Source organism: Pseudomonas sp. FG-3G, from assembly GCF_901007645.1.
In the GTDB taxonomy this organism is placed as follows: Bacteria; Pseudomonadota; Gammaproteobacteria; order Pseudomonadales; family Pseudomonadaceae; genus Aquipseudomonas; species Aquipseudomonas rhizophila.
Genome location: NZ_CAAKGZ010000031.1, coordinates 1 through 20,363, shown reverse-complemented (window position 1 = coordinate 20,363; position 20,363 = coordinate 1). Strand labels below are relative to the sequence as shown.

Sequence of the window (20,363 nt, the reverse complement as noted above, 5' to 3'; positions counted from 1 at the left end):
TGTTGGCCATGAAAAAGCCCCGCCTGATCACGTCAGGCGGGGCTTTTCAGTTGCAGTCAGCCGATCAGTTGGCGCTCATGGTCGAGCGCGGGGCGACTGGCTGGTTGTCGTTGGAGATGGTCACCTCGACCCGACGGTTCATCGCACGGCCCGAGACGCTGGTGTTGTCCGCTACCGGGAATTCCTTGCCGTAACCCTGGGTCACGATGCGCGCCGGGTCGACGCCCATTTTCACCAGTGCCATACGCACGGAGCTGGCGCGGCGCTCGGACAGCGACTGGTTGTAGGAGTCCGAACCGGTGCTGTCGGTGTAGCCTTCGACAATCACCTTGCGGTCGGGATTTTCCTGGAGGAACTGGGCCAGTTTGTTCACGTTGACCAGGCCGCTGGAGCGCAGCTCGGACTTGTTGGTGGCGAACAGCACGTCACCGAAGGTCACCAGCGTGCCGCGTTCGGTTTGCTTGGCGTTGAGGCTGTCTTGCAGTTGCTTGATCTGCGCGTTACGGGCCTCGAGCAGTGCGCGGGCGCGTTCATCACCGGCGTTTTTCAGCTCGGCTTCGGCGGTGCGCAGGGCGATGGTCTGCTTGGCCACCTCCACGCGCTGGTTGGTCAGATAGGCCAACTGGTCGACCTTGGCTTCATCTTCCTTGTCCATGTAAGCCTTTTCGGCTTTGGCCAGGAAGTCGGCGGCGTCCTTGGTTTCCAGAGCCGCAACCTTGGTCGCCGCCGGGTCAGCCTGCAGACCGTTGTAGTTGGTACGGGCCTGTTCCAGATTAGCGTTCGGATCTGTGGAACACGCGGCCAGCGAGACGCAGGCGGCCAGCAGGGCGGGGATCATCAAATGTTTGTGCATCATAGTCTGTCGTCCTTTTATCAATGAGAAGTACGTCGCGGCGTGAACGGCTTACTGAAGCTTGTTCATGCCTTCCTGACGCAGTTCCTGAACCCCTTTCTGGGAGTCCTTGAGAGCCTGTTCGGCCTTGGCGGCCTGGGCCTTGCGCTCAGCGACGCGGGCGTCCCACTCGGCCTGCTCGGCCAGACGCTTGGCTTCTTCGTAGTTCTTGTCGTGCATCGCGATCTCGGCCTGCTTGAGCTTGTCCTGGGCCGACTTCATTTCCACGGCGGCGAATTCGGTACCGCCGGCGCTGACGGCGCTGTTGACCGCCGATTGGGTCACCGCGTACTGCTCCGAAGGCGGGTTGCCGGCGCAACCGGCGAGGATGAAGCTGCTACCGATCGCCAGGGCAGCCAACTTCAGGCCGCGCAGGCCAGTGGATGAGGGTTTGGCAGTGCAGGTATTCATAGGCTTCAACTCCATTGGAAAACTCCTGAAAAAACTACAGATCCATGCTGGGACCGAAGCCGGGACGTCTGTTTCGGCGCTGGCGCCGGGGCGCGTTTATTTAAACGACCGTTCCAGTATGGTTACTCGGTGTGACCTGAGGCGTTTTTCAAAAGTTCAGCGAGGATGGCCAATCGCCAAAAGTTTTACTGACTGATTGGTCAACAGCAGAAAAGCTGAACTTTCAAGGCGCGCAGCGGTATTCCCGGCGTAGGAGGCGTGGGTTTTTTGGGGGGCGCGTGTAGGAACTGGCGAAGGTTGCGATCTTTTGACCTGGCGTCTAGGAAAGATCGCAGCCCCGCTCCTAAAGAAAATTAGTGCTTGGACTTGTCGTTCTGCGAGGAGAGTTGATGCAGATGACGCCGCGACAGAGCGAGAAAACGCGGGGTCGGGCCGACGTCTTCGTAGAGCGGGTCACCCTCTTCATCGGTGGCCACCACTTGCGAGCCCTTGATGTAAGGGAAGCTGGCTTCCAGTTCTTCCAGCGCCGCCCCGATCAATTCGCCGAGCAGTTCCTCGGGTTGGCGCTTGGGATACATCTCGCAGATCGCCGCCAGTCGTGCGGCGGCCTCCACGTCCAGGTGAATGGTGTAGCCGGTCTGGGTCAGGCAACCCTTGGCGTTTTCTTCCCAGTGTTGGGCGAGCTCACGGATTTTCATGATGGCCTCAATAGCCCGCGGATGGCAGGCGCGCAGAGTGACAAGCCGTTGTGTGGCTTACTGTTAAGACTAGCTTTGTCCGACAAGGTTTAATGTCCCCTCGTCGCTTGTCATAAACGTCTTGCGTCGGCACTCTCTGTAAAACGTCTAACCCAAGAGCTGTCCGGACCTTTTGCTGGAGAACTGCTGATGACCGATATCGATGCACGCTTGCGCGAGGATGTTCACCTGCTCGGCGAGCTGCTGGGCAACACCATCCGCGAACAGTACGGGGACAGGTTTCTCGACAAGATCGAGCAGATCCGCAAGGGTGCCAAGGCCGATCGACGCGGCTCCATGGACGCCGAACTGAGCGCCAGCCTCAATCAGTTGGGCGAGGACGAACTGCTGCCGGTGGCGCGGGCGTTCAATCAGTTCCTCAACCTGGCCAACATCGCCGAGCAGTATCAACTTATCCACCGACGCGAAGAGTCCAAGCCGGCACCGTTCGAGGCGCGAGTGCTGCCCGAACTGCTTGCTCGGTTGCGGGCCGAGGGCCATGGCGCCGAGTCCCTGGCGCGGCAATTGGGACGGCTGGAAATCGAACTGGTGCTCACCGCCCACCCCACGGAAGTGGCCCGGCGCACGCTGATCCAGAAATACGATGCCATCGCCGCGCAACTGGCGGCCCAGGACCACCGCGATCTCACCAGCGCCGAGCGCGCGCAGATCCACGAGCGTCTGCAACGGCTGATCGCCGAAGCCTGGCACACCGAAGAAATACGCCGCACCCGGCCGACCCCGGTGGACGAGGCGAAGTGGGGCTTTGCGGTGATCGAACATTCGCTGTGGCAAGCCATTCCCAACTACCTGCGCAAGGCCGATCAGGCCCTGCATGCCGCCACCGGCTTGCGCCTGCCGCTGGAGGCTGCACCGATCCGCTTTGCCTCGTGGATGGGCGGCGACCGGGATGGCAACCCCAATGTCACCGCTGCGGTAACCCGCGAAGTGCTGTTGCTGGCGCGGTGGATGGCGGCGGATCTGTACCTGCGCGACGTTGATCACCTGGCGGCTGAGCTGTCCATGCAAAAAGCCAGCGAGGCTTTGCGCGCCCAGGCCGGTGATAGCGCTGAACCCTACCGTGCCGTGCTCAAGCAATTGCGTGAACGCCTGCGTGCCACGCGCAATTGGGCGCAAGCGTCCCTAAAAGTCACCACCCCAGCCTCTGCCGATGTGTTGCAGAACAACCGCGAACTGCTGGACCCGCTGGAGCTTTGCTACCAGTCCCTGCACGAGTGCGGCATGGGCGTGATCGCCGACGGGCCGCTGCTCGACTGCTTGCGCCGGGCGGTGACGTTCGGGTTGTTCCTGGTGCGCCTCGATGTGCGCCAGGACTCCACGCGCCACAGCGCAGCCATGACTGAAATCACTGACTACCTGGGCCTGGGCCGCTATGAGGACTGGAGCGAGGAGCAGCGCATCAGCTTTCTGCTGGAGGAGCTGAACAACCGGCGTCCGCTTTTGCCCGCTCATTTCAAACCGTCGGCCGATACCGCGGAAGTCCTGGCCACGTGCCGGGAAGTGGCGGCGGCGCCGGCGGCGTCCCTGGGCTCGTACGTGATCTCGATGGCGGGCGCCGCTTCCGATGTGCTCGCGGTGCAGCTCTTGTTGAAAGAGGCCGGCGTGTTGCGACCCATGCGGGTGGTGCCGCTGTTCGAGACCCTGGCCGACCTGGACAACGCCGGGCCGGTGATCGAGCAATTGTTGCTGCTGCCGGGCTATCGCTCGCGGCTGCAAGGGCCTCAGGAGGTGATGATCGGCTATTCCGATTCGGCCAAGGATGCCGGCACGACAGCGGCGGCCTGGGCACAGTATCGAGCCCAGGAACGGCTGGTGGACATTTGTCGCGAACAGCAAGTCGAACTGCTGTTGTTCCATGGCCGCGGAGGCACTGTGGGGCGTGGCGGCGGTCCGGCTCACGCGGCGATTCTGTCGCAACCGCCGGGTTCGGTGGCCGGGCGGTTCCGTACCACTGAGCAGGGTGAAATGATTCGTTTCAAATTTGGCCTGCCGGACATCGCCGAACAGAATCTCAATCTGTACCTCGCCGCCGTGCTGGAAGCGACACTGTTGCCACCGCCGCCACCCACTCCTCAGTGGCGTCATCTGATGGATGAACTGGCGGCCGACGGGGTCAAGGCTTACCGCGCCGTGGTGCGGGAAAATCCGCAATTCGTCGAGTACTTCCGCCAGTCCACACCGGAGCAGGAACTGGGCCGTCTGCCGCTGGGCAGCCGGCCGGCCAAGCGCCGGGCCGGAGGCATCGAAAGCCTGCGGGCGATCCCGTGGATCTTCGGCTGGACACAGACGCGCCTGATGCTGCCGGCCTGGCTCGGCTGGGAAACCGCCCTGGGCAAGGCGCTGGAGCGCGGCGAGGGCGAGTTGCTGGGGCAGATGCGCGAACAATGGCCGTTTTTCCGCACCCGCATCGACATGCTAGAGATGGTGCTGGCCAAGGCCGACGCGGACATTGCGCGCTCCTACGATGAGCGTTTGGTCGAACCTGGGCTGCTACCGTTGGGCGAGCATTTACGCGACCTATTGTCGCAGGCGTGCGCGGTGGTCCTGGGGTTGACCGGCCAGTCGCAGCTACTGGCACATAGCCCTGACACCCTGGAATTCATTCGCCTGCGCAACACCTACCTCGACCCGTTGCACCTGTTGCAGGCTGAACTGCTTGCCCGTTCGCGGCAGCAGGACGTTGCCCAGGGCAGCCCCGTGGAACAGGCGCTTCTGGTGTCTGTGGCGGGGATTGCCGCCGGTTTGCGCAACACCGGCTAAGGTTAAGCGGCGTACCGAAACGGCCCGCCCGGTATCCCCCGGGCGGAGGCCGGGTGGGCAGGGAAGAGGTCGGTCGGGCGACAGTTTGTTGTCCGGTTGCGACGATCGCCACCTCCTCCCAAGGTCGCGTCAGGCGCGGGTTCCTTCGACTTTCGGCGGCTTGTGTGGGTCGGGCCTGCTGTGTATCTTGATCAGCCTTTGGCCGTTTGGGCGGTCACGATCCTGTTTTCCGAGATTGGCCCCACGAGGCGAATCCGAGCGTTTACATAAAAAAATTGAGGAGCACATCGATGCGCGTCATTCTGCTGGGAGCTCCCGGGGCCGGTAAAGGTACTCAGGCAAAGTTCATCACCGAAAAATTCGGTATCCCGCAAATCTCCACTGGCGACATGCTGCGTGCCGCGGTCAAGGCCGGCACCGAGCTGGGCGTCAAGGCCAAGAGCATCATGGATGCCGGCGGCCTGGTGTCGGATGACCTGATCATCGCGCTGGTCCAGGATCGCATCGCTCAAGCCGATTGCGCCAACGGCTTCCTGTTCGACGGTTTCCCGCGCACCATTCCGCAGGCCGAAGCCTTGGTTACGGCTGGCGTGGAGCTGGATCACGTTGTCGAAATCGCCGTCGACGACGAAGAGATCGTTCAACGCATTGCCGGTCGTCGTGTCCACGAGCCGTCCGGCCGTGTCTACCACACCGTCTATAACCCGCCGAAACTCGCCGGCAAGGACGACATCACCGGTGAAGCACTGGTGCAGCGCAAGGACGACACCGAAGAAACCGTGCGCCATCGCCTGTCGGTCTACCACTCCCAGACCAAGCCGCTGGTGGAGTTCTACCAGAAGCTGTCCGCCAAGACCCAAGGCAAGCCCAAGTACAGCTACATCGCCGGCGTTGGTTCGGTTGAAGCGATCACCGGCAAGGTGCTTGAAGCACTGAGCTGACAAGTCTGCTGTGCAGCAAATAACAACGGCCCGCTTGCGGGCCGTTGTTGTTTATACTGGCGCACTTTTCCCCATCTGATTTACGGACACACCGATGAGCACCTTGCTGGCCCTGGATACCGCGACTGAAGCTTGCTCCGTTGCCTTGCTGCACGACGGCAAGGTCACGAGCCATTACGAGGTGATCCCGCGCTTGCACGCCCAGAAGCTGCTGCCGATGATCCAGCAATTGCTCAGCGATGCTGGGACCACCTTGCAGGCGGTGGATGCGATTGCCTTTGGTCGTGGGCCGGGAGCGTTCACTGGCGTGCGCATTGCCGTCGGCGTGGTGCAGGGCCTGGCGTTTGCCCTGGAGCGGCCGGTGCTGCCGGTGTCCAACCTGGCGGTACTCGCCCAGCGCGCCTTGCGTGAACAGGGCGTCAGCCAGGTCGCGGCGGCGATCGATGCGCGCATGGATGAGGTGTATTGGGGCTGCTACCGCGAGTCCGAGGGTGAGATGCGCCTGGTGGGCGCCGAAGCGGTGCTCCCCCCCGAAGCGGCGGCGTTGCCTGCCAACGCCAGCGGCGACTGGTTCGGCGCCGGTACCGGTTGGGGCTACGGCGAGCGGATTGCCGTCCCCCTCAGCGGCCAGGACGCCTCGATGCTGCCCCATGCCGAAGACCTGCTGACCCTGGCCCGCTTCGCCTGGGAGCGCGGCGAAGCCATTCCGGCCGACGATGCACAACCGGTGTACTTACGGGACAAGGTTGCAACACCCAAATCCGAACGGTAGACCCAGGCGTTGTGAGAGCAAAGCTTGCTCGCGATACGGGGGCCCCGGTTCTCCGGCGGACCGCGTCATCTTCATCGCGGGCAAGCCTTGCTCCTACAAAGTCATTTGCTCCCCCAAAAGTCACGCCCAATATTACCAGTCGTCATTTTTTCGAGCCGGTTTTAAACCTTTTTGACTTTATGTGCTCTAGTTATCACTTGCGCATTTGCGCGGCTGTGAAAGTGCCGCTAAATTGCCATCATTGATACCGAGCATTCTGTTATGCGTATAGACGGCGTTTCATCCCAGTCCTACCCCATCAAACGCAGGCCTCGTGCAGGCAAAGTTGCTGCGGATGAGTCCTTCGATGACATCGATGGCGAACTGGAATTTCCGTCCGAAGAGCAGTTGGCCGCTCGCGCTGCCAAAGCCTCGGCGCAACGCCTGAGCAATCTTCCGGCCCGTCAGCAAGACATGCTGTATCACCGCGCCATGAGCCGCAGCGTATCCGCGGCCCTGGCCAGCTACCTGAGCACTGCCGGTTTCGTTGACTGGGATATGGAAGTGCTGGGACTCGATCTCTACATCTGATGGGGTTGCCTTACTACCTGGGCTGCCCGTCCTGGAGCGAAAACGCCTGGCGCGATTATCTTTATCCGCAAGACGCCAGAAGCTCCGATTTCCTGAACCTCTATTCTCAAGTGTTCAATGCCGTGGAAGGCAATACGACCTTCTACGCCAGCCCCCCTGCGGCTATCGTTCAGCGCTGGGCGCAGACCATGCCCGAGCAGTTCCGCTTCACCGCCAAGTTGCCCGGTGACATCAGCCACAATGGCGATTTGCGTGAGCACCTGACGGCCATCGAAACCTTCGTGCAATTGCTCAGCCCCCTGGGCGAACGGGTTTCACCGTTCTGGTTGCAGTTATCCAAGGCCTTTACCCCGAATCGCTTGCCGGAGTTGGCGGGCTTCATTGATGCCTTCGAGCGACCCTTGGCCGTGGAGGTCCGTCACGGTGACTTCTTTGCCAAGGGCGATGCCGAACGACAGCTCAACCGCCTGCTCCTTGATCGCGGGGTAGAACGCATCTGTCTGGATCCCCGGGCATTGTTCAGTTGCACCTCGACCGATCCTGCCGTGCTCCATGCTCAATCGAAGAAACCGCGTGTACCGCCCCGGCCGACCGCGTTTACCCACTGCCCGCAGGTGCGTTTCATCGGCCATCCAGTGCTGGAGGCCAACGAACCGTTCCTGACCCCCTGGGTGGAAAAAATCGCCGGGTGGATCGAAGAGGGGCGCACGCCTTATATCTTTCTGCACACCGCCGACAACGTGCTGGCGGCCAAACTCGCGCAACACTTTCATCGCCGATTGATGAGCCGTTTGCCTGGCTTGCCGGCCCTGCCTGAGCTATACAGAGAGCCCGCCGCCGAGCAACTGGGTTTGCTCTGAGGCAAAATTTCTCTGCCCAGGAGTGATTTCCATGGATGCGCAAACCCGTCGAGCCCAGGCCTTCAAAGCCTTGCATGAACGCGAAGGCGCGTTCGTCATTCCCAACCCGTGGGACGCCGGTTCGGCAAAGATGCTTGCCAGTCTCGGCTTCGAGGCCCTGGCCACCACCAGTGCCGGTTACGCTTTTTCCTTGGGACGGCCCGATGGTGCCGCGGGGCTGGATGACACCCTGGCCAATGTCCGGGCGATTGTGGCGGCCACTGACTTGCCAGTGGCGGTCGATTTGGAGAACGGCTTCGCCGATGCCCCCGAGGCGTGCGCCAGCAGCCTGATCCGCGCGGCGCAGGCCGGCGCGGTGGGTGGCTCGATCGAAGATGCCACAGGGCGCGAAGACAGCCCGATCTATGGCTTCGAGCATGCCGTGGCGCGGGTTAAAGCTGCGGCTGACGCGGTGCGCAGTCTGCCGTATCCCTTTGTGCTGACCGCCCGGGCGGAGAATTTTCTGCATGGCAAGCCCGACCTGGATGACACCCTTGCCCGCCTGAAGGCGTTCGCCGATGCCGGTGCCGACGTGCTGTATGCCCCAGGCTTGAGCTCGGCCGAACAGGTGCTGGCGGTGGTCCGGGCGGTGGCGCCGAAACCGGTGAATGTGTTGATGTCCGGGGCGCTGGACCTGACGGTTGCGCAGCTGAGCGAGATGGGCGTCAAGCGCATCAGTGTCGGGTCCGCGCTGGCCCTGGCGGCGTATGGCGAGTTTTTCCGCGCCGCCGAGGAAATCCGCGAACAGGGCTCGTTCACCTTCACCCGTCGTTCGATGCCCTTCAACCAGGCCAACCAATTATTCAAGGGTTGAGGCCCGAGGCATTGTCGTGCGGGTTTTGAAAGGTTTTACGCTATTGGTGCTGGTTGTTGGCGTCGCAGTGCTGGGGGTATGGCGCGGTTGGCTGGCGGTGCCGCCACAATGGAATCCCTGGGCGCCCCTGGACGTCAATGCGCCGCCGAACCTGCTGACCCGTTACAAACTCATGGCCCTGCGCAACGATCCGCAGTTATGCGACCAGGCGCTCGCGACCTCGGGGCTGCGGGCCACTCGCCAGGCCGACAGCAGTCCCCAGGCCAGTTGCCCGCTGAGCAATGTGCTGAGGGTGCAGGGCGGCGAGGTGGCGTTGAGCAGCAGCTTCCTGGCCAGTTGCCCGCTGGCGGTGGCGTTTGCCTTGTTTGAACGGCATGCGCTGCAGCCGGCGGCGCAGGCGACCTATGGGCAGAAAGTGGTGCAGGTCGATCATCTGGGCAGTTTCGCCTGTCGCAATATGTACGGTCGGGAGAGCGGGGCGCGCAGCCAGCATGCCACGGCCAGTGCGCTGGATATCGCCGGGTTTCGCCTGGCGGACGGCCGTCGTGTGAACGTGCTCAAGGACTGGCCGAAGGACAACACCCACGCCCAATTCCTGCGCCAGGTGCGCGACGGTGCCTGTGACGTGTTCAATGTGGTCTTGAGTCCGGATTACAACGCGGCGCACCGCAACCATTTTCATCTGGATGTCGGGCCGTGGTGGATTTGCCGTTGATTCAGGCGGCGATGCGCAGGTTCTGCAACACGATCGGGCGTGCCCAGCGGGTATCGAAGTCCAGTTGCTTCTGCTGTGCCACCAGTTCCTCTTCCGGGAACGGCGGGAACGGCTTGTCCAGCAGGTCCAGTTCGAATTCGGCAATCGGCAGGTGCAGTGGACGTGGCTGAGGCGCAGGTCCCGGTTCTGGCAGCGGTTGGCCGGCGGCAAGCACCAGAGGGCGAACCCAGTTGCTTTCGAAGGTCTGCTGTTTTTGCTGGGTGGCGATTTCTTCCGGCGGGAACGGCGGGAAGGGTTTGTCCAGCAGGTCGAGTTCAAATTCAGCGATTGGCAGGAACAGCGGCTCAGGCGGTTTGACTTGGGTTTCAGTCACTTGGCAGTTGCGCTGGCTGACAATGTGCTCGAGCAATTCGGCGCCGAGGGTCGGTTCAACAGCCTCATCGAGGGCAACTGGCTGGTAGCTGCCAGGCGCCGGTGCGTTATCACCCAGTTGATCGGCCAGGGCCCGGGCAAAAAAATCCTGCCACAGGTGACTGACGCCGCTCAGGGCTTGGGTGTTGCGCAGGCTGTAATCGCCGTAAGGGGAGATGACGCCTATCGATGTGGATTGAATGTCTGACATTTTTCTCGGTCGACGCTCAGCTCTGGCAAAATGCCGTTCACCGTTGTTATCGGCCGCTTTTGCCGATCCTTAATTTTTTGAGCATGTTTCCAAGAATGAACAACTTCCATGAGTGATCAACCCGCGGCCTGCCGCATCCATGTTGAGGCCCTGGCCCCGGCCTTCCAGCCGCAGGCCGAGCACTGGGCACAGCGCCTTGACCTGCCGTTGCAGGTGGACGATGGCGAGTTTGCCTTGCAGGTCGGTGAGCAGGGGTTGCAGTTGCAGCAACTGGGGCCGGATGCGCCGGGACCGGTGCGGGTGGACTTCGTCGAAGGCGGCGCGGCCCATCGCCGCTTGTACGGCGGCGGTAGCGGCCAGATGATCGCCAAGGCCGTCGGTGTGGCCCAGGGCGTACGTCCGCGTGTGCTGGATGCCACGGCCGGGTTGGGCAAGGATGCGTTTGTGCTGGCCAGCCTGGGCTGTGAAATGAGCCTGATCGAGCGCCAGCCGCTGATCGGCGCATTGCTTGAGGATGGCCTGGCCCGAGGCGCGGAGGACTTCGATGTGGCGCCGATCGTCGCCCGCATGCGGTTGCTCAAGGGCAATTCCATCGAGGTGATGCGCAACTGGCAAGGCGAGCCGCCCCAGGTGATCTACCTGGACCCGATGTTCCCTCATCGTGAGAAAACGGCCCTGGTGAAGAAGGAAATGCGCCTGTTCCGGCCGCTGGTGGGCGACGACCTGGACGCTCCGGCGTTGTTGGCCGCGGCCCTGGCCCTGGCGACTCACCGCGTCGTGGTCAAGCGTCCGCGCAAGGCACCGTGCATCGAAGGGCCAAAACCCAGCCACGGGCTCGAGGGTAAATCCAGCCGCTACGACATCTATCCCAAGAAGGCGCTCAAGGCCTGAGACCGCGTCGCCTCCATCGCGAGCAGGCTCGCTCCCACAGATGTGTGTTGTGTTAACTACACCTTACCCTGTGGGAGCGAGCCTGCTCGCGATGAGGCCCGCCCAGCCGGCGAGAATCTATCAGATGATCTGCGGCCGATAAGCGCGCATAAACAACCCCACCACTTCCTCGACATGAGCCTCGGCCGCTGCGGCTTCCAGCGGTGCGCCGCAGCCATACAGCAAGCGGAAATTCGCCGCACCCTTGATGAGGCAGAAGAAGTGCTCCGCCGCATTGCGCGGTTTGTCGATGCTCAGGGCGCCGCTCTGGTTGACCTTGTTCAGCAGCCTTTCCATGCCTGAGAGCATCCGTTGCGGGCCTGCTTCGAAGAAGATCGTCGACAGCTGCGGGTCCTGACTGCCCAAGGCCATGATCAACCGATGCAGGTTCACCGATTCGTCGCTGTTGATCAGTTGGTGAAAACCACGGGCAATGTTCAGCAACACATGTTCGATCGGTACGCCGTCAGGCCATTCGAAGAAAAGCGGCGGCACTTGCTCTTCACACTTGGCCACCACGGCAGCGGAAAACAGCGTTTCCTTGTCGTTGAAGTGGCTGTAGACCGTCAGCTTCGACACACCGGCCTCGGTGGCGACCGCGTCCATGCTGGTGTTGGCATACCCCAGGCTGACGAAGAGTTTTTTTGCCGCGTCGAGAATGGCCTGGCGCTTGGCCAGATCCTTCGGACGGCCTGGGCCGTTGGGAGGTGAAAGATTGTTCGACATTATTCGCTTTTAATACTGGACTGGTGAGTTTGCTATTAATAACATACTCGTCAGTATAATTATTCCAAGCACCATTAGCGAAAGGTCACTCGCCATGTTCCGCTATGCCTTGCCCCTCGCCCTGCCAGTGAGCCTGGTTTTTTTATTGTCTGCGTGTGGTCAGGACGAACCCGTGTCCCTTGCCGTGCGCCCCGCCATGGTGGTGCAGCCAGAGCCTTCGGGCCAGGCGATGGAAAGTTATCCGGGGGAAGTCAGGGCGCGATTCGAGCCAGACCTGGCCTTTCGCATCGGCGGCAAAGTAAGCCGACGACTGGTCGAAGAGGGCCAGCGAGTCAAGGCCAACCAGCCCCTGGCCGAGCTCGATCCCCAGGACGTGCGCCTGCAGCTGGAAGCCACCCGTGCCCAGGTCGCCGCCGCCGAAGCCAACCTGAACCTGGTGCGCGCTGAACGTGATCGCTACAAAACCTTGATGGAGCGGCAGATGGTCAGCCGCTCCCAGTACGACAACGCAGAAAACCTCTACCGCTCCGGTGCCGCGCGGCTCAAGCAGATCAAGGCTGAATTCGATGTCGCCAGCAACCAGGCCAGTTACTCGGTGCTGCGTGCGCCTCAGGATGGCGTGGTTGCCCGGCGTTCCGTGGAGGTCGGGCAGGTGGTGTCGGCCGGTCAAACGGTCTTCACCCTCGCCACTGACGGCGAGCGTGAAGTGCTGATCAGCCTGCCGGAGCAGGGCTTTGGCCGGTTCAAGATTGGTCAGCCGGTCTCGGTGGAGCTATGGAGCCAGCCCGATCAGCGTTTCAGCGGACGCATCCGCGAACTGTCGCCAGCCGCCGATCCCAGATCCCGCACCTTCGCCGCTCGCGTTGCCTTCACCGCCGGCAGTGTTCCGGCTGAGTTGGGCCAGAGTGCCCGAGTGTTTATCCAGACCGGCGACCAGGTGTCGCTGTCGGTGCCGCTGTCTGCACTCACCGCCGAGAACGGCGCCACTTACGTGTGGGTAGTCAACGGCAATAACACCCTGAAAAAAGTCCCGGTGCGCGTCGGCCCGTTTGGCGAAAAAACCGTTCCGGTGCTTGAAGGGCTGAGCCCCAATGACTGGGTCGTCGCAGCCGGTGTGCACGTGCTCCTCGACGGCCAGCAGGTGCGGCCGGTGGATCGCTCCAACCGCGTGGTCAATCTGGCGGCCAAGGAGTAATCCCCGATGGGCTTCAATCTTTCCGAATGGGCGCTGCGTAACCGCCAGATCGTCCTGTTCCTGATGTTGTTGCTGGCAATCGTCGGCGCGCTTTCCTACACCAAGCTCGGCCAGAGCGAAGACCCGCCGTTTACCTTCAAGGCCATGGTCATTCGCACCAACTGGCCGGGGGCTACGGCCGAGGAGGTTTCTCGCCAGGTCACCGAACGCATCGAAAAGAAACTGATGGAAACCGGCGATTACGAAAGAATCGTCTCGTTCTCCCGCCCGGGCGAATCCCAGGTGACGTTCATGGCCCGCGATTCCCTGCATTCGGCGCAGATTCCCGAGTTGTGGTACCAGATCCGCAAGAAGGTCAGTGACATCCGTCACACCTTGCCGCCGGGCATCCAGGGGCCGTTTTTCAACGATGAGTTCGGCACCACCTTCGGCAATATCTATGCGCTGACCGGTGATGGTTTTGACTACGGCGTGCTCAAGGATTACGCCGATCGCATCCAGATCCAACTGCAACGGGTCAAGGATGTGGGCAAGGTCGAACTGCTGGGTTTGCAGGACGAGAAAATCTGGATCGAACTGTCGAACGTTAAGCTGGCGACCCTCGGCGTGCCGCTGGCGGCAGTCCAGCAGGCGTTGGAAGAGCAGAACGCAATATCGACCGCAGGCTTTTTCGAAACCGGCAGCGAGCGAGTCCAACTACGGGTATCGGGAAATTTTCAGACAGTAGAAGAGATCCGCGACTTTCCCATTCGTGTCGCTGATCGCACGTTCCGTATCGGCGATGTCGCGGATGTGCATCGCGGTTTCAACGATCCGCCAGCCCCGCGCATGCGCTTCATGGCCGAAGATGCCATTGGTCTGGCCGTGGCGATGAAGGACGGCGGCGACATTCTGATTCTGGGTAAGGCCCTGGAGGCGGAGTTTGCCCGTATCCAGAACAACCTGCCGGCCGGCATGCAATTACGTAAGGTCTCGGACCAGCCGGCGGCGGTGAAAACCGGTGTTGGCGAGTTCGTCCAGGTGCTGGTGGAGGCCCTGACGATCGTGTTGCTGGTGAGCTTCTTCTCCCTCGGGCTGCGAACCGGGATGGTGGTCGCCCTGGCGATTCCGCTGGTGCTGGCGATGACCTTCGCCGCGATGTATTACCTGGGCATTGGCCTGCACAAGATTTCCCTTGGCGCGCTGGTGTTGGCGTTGGGCCTGCTGGTGGATGACGCGATCATCGCGGTCGAGATGATGGCGATCAAAATGGAGCAGGGCTTCGACCGGATCAAGGCCGCCAGCTATGCCTGGACCAGCACCGCATTCCCGATGCTCACCGGTACGCTGATCACCGCTGCGGGTTTCCTGCCGATCGCCACGGCGCAGTCAGGCACCGGCGAGTACACCCGTTCGATTTTCCAGGTCGTCACCCTGGCGCTGCTGGCCTCCTGGGTGGCCGCGGTGGTGTTCGTGCCGTACCTGGGGGAGAAACTGCTGCCGGACCTGGCGAAAATTCATGCCGCCAAACACGGCACCGCTGATGGCCAGTTCGACCCCTACGGCACGCCGTTCTACCAGCGTGTCCGGCGCTTGGTGGAGTGGTGCGTGCGGCGGCGCAAAACCGTCATCGTGCTGACCGTGCTGTTATTTGTGGGCTCGGTGGCGCTGTTCCGTTTCGTGCCACAACAGTTCTTCCCGGCCTCGGGGCGACTTGAGCTGATGGTCGACCTGAAGCTGGCCGAAGGCGCGTCCTTGAGCAACACCGCCGAGCAGGTCAAGCGCCTTGAAGCGCTGCTCAAGGACCACGCGGGCATCGACAACTACGTGGCTTATGTCGGCACCGGTTCACCGCGTTTCTACCTGCCGCTGGATCAACAACTGCCGGCACCCAGCTTCGCCCAGTTCGTGGTGCTGGCCAAGACCATCGAAGACCGCGAGCCCCTGCGCAGCTGGTTGATCACCACGTTGAACGAACAGTTCCCGGCCCTGCGCTCGCGGGTCACGCGCCTGGAAAATGGCCCGCCAGTGGGTTATCCGGTGCAGTTTCGCGTGACCGGTGAGCACATCGAACAAGTCCGGGCCCTGGCGCGGAAAGTGGCGACCAAGGTTCGTGAAAATCCCTACGTGGCCAATGTGCATCTGGATTGGGAAGAGCCGAGCAAGGTGGTGTACCTGAACGTCGATCAGGACCGCGCCCGAGCGTTGGGCGTGAGTACGGCTAACCTGTCGAGCTTTTTGCGCAGTTCCCTCACCGGCTCCAGCGTCAGCCAATACCGGGAAGACAACGAACTGATCGAGATTCTGCTGCGCGGCACGGTGCATGAGCGCACCGAATTGTCCCTGCTGCCGAGCCTGGCGGTGCCGACCGACAATGGCACAAGCGTTGCGCTGTCACAGATCGCGACGCTGGAATACGGCTTCGAAGAAGGCGTTATCTGGCACCGCAATCGCCTGCCAAGTGTGACCGTGCGGGCTGATATCTATGGCAAGGAACAACCGGCGACCCTGGTGCAGCAGATCTTCCCGACCCTGGCCCCGATTCGTGCCGAGCTGCCGGACGGTTATCTGCTGGAAGTGGGCGGTACGGTAGAGGATGCCGCCCGTGGCCAGCAATCGGTGAACGCCGGCGTGCCGCTGTTCATCGTCGTGGTGCTGACGTTGCTGATGCTGCAACTGCGCAGTTTTTCCCGCACGGCCATGGTGTTTCTCACCGCGCCCCTGGGGCTGATCGGTGTCACGCTGTTCCTGCTGGTGTTCCGCCAGCCGTTCGGTTTCGTTGCCATGTTGGGCACCATCGCCTTGTCGGGGATGATCATGCGCAACTCGGTGATTCTGGTGGACCAGATCGAACAGGACATCAAGGCGGGGCTCGCCCCGTGGCAGGCGATCATCGAAGCCACTGTGCGACGATTTCGCCCGATTGTGCTCACCGCGCTGGCGGCGGTGCTGGCGATGATTCCGCTGTCACGTAGCCTGTTCTTTGGCCCGATGGCGGTGGCGATCATGGGCGGGCTGATCGTGGCGACGGCGTTGACGCTGTTGTTCCTGCCGGCGTTGTATGCGGCGTGGTTCAGGGTCAAAAAGACCTGACACGATCCTGATAGCACTGAAGATCGAATGTGGGAGCGAGCCTGCTCGCGATGGCGGAGTATCAGTCAACACAGATGTTATGGCTGATACCGCTATCGCGAGCAGGCTCGCTCCCACAGTTGTTTTGCGCTGAATCTCAGAGCGTACCAAACACCTTCTTGGCCAAACTGCTCGCCGCCGCCGCAGGGTTCTGGCGGATGGTGGCTTCCTGTTTACCGATCATCTCGAACAAACCGTCCAGCGCCTGTTCGGTCACGTAGTTTTCGATGTTGGCGCTTTTGGCGTCCAGCACGCCGAAGGTCGCCGCTTGGCCTGCGAACGTGTTGTATTTCTGCGCCAGGCCAACCTTGTCGGTGGCTTGCTTGACGATGGGCAGGAACTTGGCGCGGATCTGCTCGCGGCTGCTCTTGTTCAGGTACTGCGTGGCGGAATCGTTGCCGCCGCTCAGGATCCCCTTGGCATCGCTCACACTCATGTTCTTCACGGCATTGACCAGGATCGGCTGGGCCTGGACCACAGCGGCTTCAGCGGCCTGGTTCATGCTGGTTTCCAGTTGTTCGACCTGATCGCCCATGCCAAAGGCTTTCATCTTGCTGGCGACTTTACCGAGCTTGCCCGGCAGTTCGATCTTCACCTCGGGGTTGTTGCTGAAGCCACCGGGTGTGCCCAACTGCTTGACGGCTACTTGGGCGCCCTGGGTCAGTGCGTCCTTGAGGCCGCCGGTGGCGTCCTTCTGCGAGAGGTCGGCCAGGGACAGGGCCATGGTGTTGGCGCAGAACAACAGGCCGGCGCACAGGCTGGTGAAACGGAGCGTAGAGCGGAGCATGGCAGCTTCCTTGAAAAAATTAGAAAGAGAAATCAGCGGGCGGCGTTGACGCGGATCTTCAGCGGCTGTGGATCTTTGCCATCGAGCTGCACGGTGTGTTGTTCGGTGGTGATGAACATCAACTGGCCGTCCACTTCAATGCGCGCGCTCACGGCATAGCGATGGCCGGGTTTGACCTGGGCCGGATCATAGCGGAGGTGAAACGGCAGCGGGACCTGGCCCTTGACCGGACCGCTCTGTTCATCGAGCACCACCGCGGGGGCGTCGGCCAGGGACACATCCTGCAGGCTCACGCTTAAGACAGCGGTGGGCGGCAGGGCAATGCGCTGCAGGTAGAACACTTCACCGTCGAGACTGTTTTTGCTCGCCAGCGGTGCGCTGGAGCAGGCACTGAGTAACGTGGCAACGGCGACGAGAAGAAGCTTTTTCATTGGGGGCATTTCCATATTGAGGGCGCCAGAGAGATGGCGCCTGTGGGGTCAGTCCGCAACCACCGGGATGACCTGATCTGCCGCATCTTCACTGCGATGCAACGCCACCTGACGGATCGACAAACGGATCTCCGCCGGCAGGACCCGCTTGGCCGCACCTTCGGCCAGTTCACCCAGCAGCTCGTGATAGCTTAGCTTGCCCGCTTCGTCCCGGCGTAGTACGTCCAGGTCCAGCATTGTCTGGATGAAATGCCGGAACAGGCTCTTGTCGAAGAATTCCGGTGCGTTCAGGCCATGCAGGATCGACAGGCGCTGGGCCATGACCGTGCAGAGGTCTTCCAATTCTTCGGCGCTGATGCTGTTCTGGCCGCTGTTGAGCAGCAGGGAGACGGTCATGTAGAAGCGCTGCAAGGTCTGCGCGATGCTTTTGGACAACAGGGTCAGCAGCACGAAATGCCGCGAACTCGGGGCTGGGCGCAGGTACAGGTCTTTTTCGAAACGCAGCAGCCCTTGTTCGACGAACGCTTCGAGCCATTGGTCGACCACGGCGTCCAGTTCTTCCAGTGACCAGCGAATGAACAATTCCGATTGCAGATAGGGGTACAAGGCGCGGGTGTAGCGCAGGATCTGTTCGCGGCTCATGCGCGAGGTGCTCTGGAAGAAACTCGCCAGCAACGCCGGCAGGGCGAAGATGTGCAGCACGTTGTTGCGGTAGTAGGTCATCAGGACGGCATTCTGCTCGTCCAGATACAGAATCTTGCCCAGGGCATCGCTCTGTTCCGACAGCAGGTCCATGCCTTTGACGTGCTCGATCAGCGCACGCCCATCGCCCTCGGGCAACGTGGTGTGAGGCGAGTACGGCACTTTGCGCAACAACGCCAGGTACAGGTCCAGCACCCGGGCCATGGCCCGGTCGTCCAGGGCCAGGCGGCTGGTGGACAGCAGTGCCAGGGCGACCAGGTTGACCGGGTTGATGGCCGCCGCTTCGTTCAGGTGCCGGGCCACCCGCTCGCCGAGGCGATGGGTGGTTGCGTTGAGCCAGGCCGGTTTGAATTGCGGGCCCAGCTCCTGTTGGCGCCAACCCGGCTGTTCGCCGTCGAGAAACTCCGCCAGTTTGATCGGCTCACCGAAGTTCACCGCTACTTGGCCGAAGCGCTGCTTGAGGGCGCCGATGACCTTGAAAATGTCGAAGATCGATTCTTTCTTCTTGCTCGCCCCACGCAGTTCACCCAGGTAGGTGCGGCCTTCCAGGACGCGCTCATAGCCGATGTAGACCGGCACGAACACGATGGGCATGCGCGATGAGCGCAGGAAGCTGCGCAAGGTGATGGCGAGCATGCCGGTCTTGGGTTGCAGCATGCGTCCGGTGCGCGAGCGACCGCCCTCGACGAAATACTCCACCGGAAAGCCTTTGGTGAACAGTGTGTGCAGGTATTCGTTGAACACCGCGGTATAGAGCGGGTTGCCCTTGAAGGTGCGACGCATGAAAAACGCCCCGCCCCGACGCAGCAGACCGCCGATCACCGGCATGTTGAGGTTGATGCCGGCGGCGATGTGCGGCGGGGTCAGGCCGTTGCGAAACAGCAGGTACGACAGCAGCAGGTAGTCGATATGGCTGCGGTGGCACGGCACGTAGATGACTTCGTGGCCCTGGGCGACCTTCTGCACGCCTTCGATGTGGTTGACCTTGATGCCGTCGTAGATCTTGTTCCAGAACCAGCTCAGCACCACTTCCAGAAAACGGATCGCGGTGTAGGTGTAGTCCGAGGCGATTTCGTTGCCGTAACGCAGCGCTTGGGCCTTGGCTTTTTCCGGGGTGATTTTTTCCCGCTCGGCCTCGTCGGCAATCGCCTGTTTGACCAGCGGCTGGTTCAGCAGCCCCTTGACCAGATTGCGTCGGTGGGAAATGTCCGGGCCAATGACCGCCGCTTTCAAGTTGCGAAAATGTATCCGCAGGATCCGCTGGGCCATGCGCACGGTGCGTTCGTGGCCCTTGTCGTGCTCAATCAGTTCGCGCAAATGGATCGGCGCGGAAAACTGCACGCGGGTCTTGCGCCCCAGGATCATGATGCTCAGCAAGCGCCGCAGCCGGCCAGTGACGGCCCAGCTGTCGGCGAACAACAGTTTCCACGGGCTGGATTCGCTGTCGGGCGACTGCCCCCAAAACACGCTGACCGGGATGATCTGTGCGTCTTCGGCGGCGTTGTGGGTCAGGGCATTGACCAGTCGCGTCAGGGTCGGCGGTGCGCCACGTTTGTCCTGCCGGCCGAGCCAGTTCGGTGCCGGGGTCAGGTAGAAAAACGCCGCCGGTTCCAACAGGTTGCCCACGGACACCGGCAGTACCGGGCGGGGCAGGCCAGCCTTGGTGCACTCGGTGTCGAGCACCGCCAGGTCGGTGAGCGAAGGGTTTTGCAGGACGTAGAACACCGGACGACTGCGGTCGAGGTTGAGGGTGAAGGACGACTGATTGATCGTCTCGGAGCGAACCCAGAGGTACAACAGTCGGCGCAGGGTGCCAAACACAAGACGGCGGAACGGGGAACGGGTCATACGGCTTCTGCATGAGTGGATAAGATAAAGCGGCGGCTAGTGTGCCGGATTCGTCGAAAATCGGCAAAAAAGCGCCGAAGTAAAGTCAGTTGAGAGTTTTTACGTCTGTCATATACTCGGGCAGCTGACTGCCTCTGCCTTCCGCGTGGACGGCTGGACGGCGGCGAAGATCGTACGGCTTTCTATCGAAAGGCCGACTTAAAAATAAAAATGGGAGTGAGCAATCATGGCAGCACGCGAAACCGGCAATGTGAAGTGGTTCAACGACGCCAAAGGCTACGGCTTCATCCAGCGTGAAGGCGGGGCGGATGTATTCGTGCATTACCGCGCGATCCGTGGCGAAGGCCATCGTTCTCTGACTGAAGGCCAGCAGGTCGAGTACGCGGTGGTGGAAGGGCAGAAGGGCTTGCAGGCTGAGGATGTGGTGGGGTTGTAACCCGCATTCACTGGCTACACAAAACCCCTTGTGGGAGCGAGCC

Annotated in this window: 19 protein-coding genes; 11 read left to right on the top strand and 8 right to left on the bottom strand. The window is 61.7% G+C overall.

Annotation, left to right across the window (positions count from 1 at the left end):
• Positions 1 to 64: 64 nt before the first annotated feature.
• From PSEUDOMOFG3G_RS21315 to PSEUDOMOFG3G_RS21305, 3 genes are all read right to left on the bottom strand, one after another.
• Positions 65 to 853 carry an OmpA family protein gene (locus PSEUDOMOFG3G_RS21315; RefSeq protein WP_047227595.1) on the bottom strand — a complete coding sequence of 263 codons (789 nt, stop codon included), beginning with the start codon at positions 851 to 853 and terminating at the stop codon, positions 65 to 67.
• A gap of 51 nt (positions 854 to 904) precedes the next feature.
• Positions 905 to 1,318, bottom strand: a complete 414-nt coding sequence (locus PSEUDOMOFG3G_RS21310) for a DUF4398 domain-containing protein (RefSeq protein WP_047227532.1) — start codon at positions 1,316 to 1,318, stop codon at positions 905 to 907.
• A 338-nt stretch (positions 1,319 to 1,656) separates the two neighbouring features.
• Positions 1,657 to 2,001 (bottom strand): hypothetical protein, encoded by a 345-nt coding sequence (locus tag PSEUDOMOFG3G_RS21305; protein ID WP_047227533.1) that lies wholly within the window; start codon positions 1,999 to 2,001, stop codon positions 1,657 to 1,659.
• A 189-nt stretch (positions 2,002 to 2,190) separates the two neighbouring features.
• On the opposite strand from PSEUDOMOFG3G_RS21305, the gene ppc reads away from it, so the two are divergent.
• The 7 genes from ppc (at position 2,191) to PSEUDOMOFG3G_RS21270 (ending at position 9,532) form a co-directional block, all read left to right on the top strand.
• Positions 2,191 to 4,821 carry a phosphoenolpyruvate carboxylase gene (ppc, locus tag PSEUDOMOFG3G_RS21300; protein ID WP_139051073.1) on the top strand — a complete coding sequence of 877 codons (2,631 nt, stop codon included), beginning with the start codon at positions 2,191 to 2,193 and terminating at the stop codon, positions 4,819 to 4,821.
• 290 nt (positions 4,822 to 5,111) lie between these two features.
• Positions 5,112 to 5,762 carry an adenylate kinase gene (gene adk, locus PSEUDOMOFG3G_RS21295; RefSeq protein ID WP_047227535.1) on the top strand — a complete coding sequence of 217 codons (651 nt, stop codon included), beginning with the start codon at positions 5,112 to 5,114 and terminating at the stop codon, positions 5,760 to 5,762.
• Between the two features lie 94 nt (positions 5,763 to 5,856).
• Entirely contained in the window at positions 5,857 to 6,534 is a 678-nt protein-coding gene (gene tsaB, locus PSEUDOMOFG3G_RS21290; RefSeq protein WP_047227536.1) for a tRNA (adenosine(37)-N6)-threonylcarbamoyltransferase complex dimerization subunit type 1 TsaB, read from the top strand.
• A gap of 261 nt (positions 6,535 to 6,795) precedes the next feature.
• Entirely contained in the window at positions 6,796 to 7,104 is a 309-nt protein-coding gene (locus tag PSEUDOMOFG3G_RS21285) for a hypothetical protein (protein ID WP_047227537.1), read from the top strand.
• Positions 7,104 to 7,964 carry a DUF72 domain-containing protein gene (locus PSEUDOMOFG3G_RS21280; RefSeq protein WP_139051072.1) on the top strand — a complete coding sequence of 287 codons (861 nt, stop codon included), beginning with the start codon at positions 7,104 to 7,106 and terminating at the stop codon, positions 7,962 to 7,964. The genes PSEUDOMOFG3G_RS21285 and PSEUDOMOFG3G_RS21280 overlap by 1 nt, the downstream gene beginning before the upstream one ends.
• Before the next feature lie 31 nt (positions 7,965 to 7,995).
• A complete protein-coding gene (locus tag PSEUDOMOFG3G_RS21275) occupies positions 7,996 to 8,817 on the top strand; it encodes an oxaloacetate decarboxylase (RefSeq protein WP_076386202.1) in 822 nt (273 codons plus the stop codon).
• Positions 8,818 to 8,833: 16 nt separating this feature from the next.
• Positions 8,834 to 9,532 carry an extensin family protein gene (locus PSEUDOMOFG3G_RS21270; protein WP_139051071.1) on the top strand — a complete coding sequence of 233 codons (699 nt, stop codon included), beginning with the start codon at positions 8,834 to 8,836 and terminating at the stop codon, positions 9,530 to 9,532.
• 1 nt (position 9,533) lies between these two features.
• On the opposite strand, the gene PSEUDOMOFG3G_RS21265 is transcribed toward PSEUDOMOFG3G_RS21270, so the two are convergent.
• Positions 9,534 to 10,154 (bottom strand): energy transducer TonB, encoded by a 621-nt coding sequence (locus PSEUDOMOFG3G_RS21265; protein WP_107321564.1) that lies wholly within the window; start codon positions 10,152 to 10,154, stop codon positions 9,534 to 9,536.
• Positions 10,155 to 10,262: 108 nt separating this feature from the next.
• On the opposite strand from PSEUDOMOFG3G_RS21265, the gene PSEUDOMOFG3G_RS21260 reads away from it, so the two are divergent.
• Positions 10,263 to 11,045, top strand: coding sequence for a class I SAM-dependent methyltransferase (locus tag PSEUDOMOFG3G_RS21260; protein WP_047227542.1), 783 nt, complete (start codon positions 10,263 to 10,265; stop codon positions 11,043 to 11,045).
• Positions 11,046 to 11,165: 120 nt separating this feature from the next.
• Here the strand turns inward: PSEUDOMOFG3G_RS21260 and PSEUDOMOFG3G_RS21255 are convergent, their stop codons facing one another.
• The gene (locus PSEUDOMOFG3G_RS21255; RefSeq protein WP_047227543.1) at positions 11,166 to 11,810 is read right to left on the bottom strand and encodes a TetR/AcrR family transcriptional regulator; all 645 of its coding nucleotides are present in this window, start codon (positions 11,808 to 11,810) and stop codon (positions 11,166 to 11,168) included.
• 94 nt (positions 11,811 to 11,904) lie between these two features.
• Between PSEUDOMOFG3G_RS21255 and PSEUDOMOFG3G_RS21250 the strand changes: the two genes are divergently transcribed.
• Both PSEUDOMOFG3G_RS21250 and PSEUDOMOFG3G_RS21245 read left to right on the top strand, forming a co-directional pair.
• Positions 11,905 to 13,005 carry an efflux RND transporter periplasmic adaptor subunit gene (locus PSEUDOMOFG3G_RS21250; protein ID WP_047227544.1) on the top strand — a complete coding sequence of 367 codons (1,101 nt, stop codon included), beginning with the start codon at positions 11,905 to 11,907 and terminating at the stop codon, positions 13,003 to 13,005.
• A gap of 6 nt (positions 13,006 to 13,011) precedes the next feature.
• Positions 13,012 to 16,077, top strand: a complete 3,066-nt coding sequence (locus PSEUDOMOFG3G_RS21245; protein WP_047227545.1) for an efflux RND transporter permease subunit — start codon at positions 13,012 to 13,014, stop codon at positions 16,075 to 16,077.
• Between the two features lie 136 nt (positions 16,078 to 16,213).
• On the opposite strand, the gene PSEUDOMOFG3G_RS21240 is transcribed toward PSEUDOMOFG3G_RS21245, so the two are convergent.
• From PSEUDOMOFG3G_RS21240 to plsB, 3 genes are read right to left on the bottom strand one after another with little or no spacing between them, the layout of a single operon-like run.
• Positions 16,214 to 16,903, bottom strand: a complete 690-nt coding sequence (locus PSEUDOMOFG3G_RS21240) for a DUF4197 domain-containing protein (RefSeq protein WP_139051070.1) — start codon at positions 16,901 to 16,903, stop codon at positions 16,214 to 16,216.
• A gap of 32 nt (positions 16,904 to 16,935) precedes the next feature.
• Positions 16,936 to 17,334 (bottom strand): YbaY family lipoprotein, encoded by a 399-nt coding sequence (locus tag PSEUDOMOFG3G_RS21235; protein ID WP_139051069.1) that lies wholly within the window; start codon positions 17,332 to 17,334, stop codon positions 16,936 to 16,938.
• Between the two features lie 48 nt (positions 17,335 to 17,382).
• The gene (plsB, locus tag PSEUDOMOFG3G_RS21230) at positions 17,383 to 19,884 is read right to left on the bottom strand and encodes a glycerol-3-phosphate 1-O-acyltransferase PlsB (RefSeq protein ID WP_139051068.1); all 2,502 of its coding nucleotides are present in this window, start codon (positions 19,882 to 19,884) and stop codon (positions 17,383 to 17,385) included.
• Positions 19,885 to 20,110: 226 nt separating this feature from the next.
• Here plsB and PSEUDOMOFG3G_RS21225 point away from each other — a divergent pair, with 226 nt between their 5' ends.
• Positions 20,111 to 20,320, top strand: coding sequence for a cold-shock protein (locus PSEUDOMOFG3G_RS21225; RefSeq protein ID WP_003184959.1), 210 nt, complete (start codon positions 20,111 to 20,113; stop codon positions 20,318 to 20,320).
• Positions 20,321 to 20,363 lie beyond the last annotated feature (43 nt).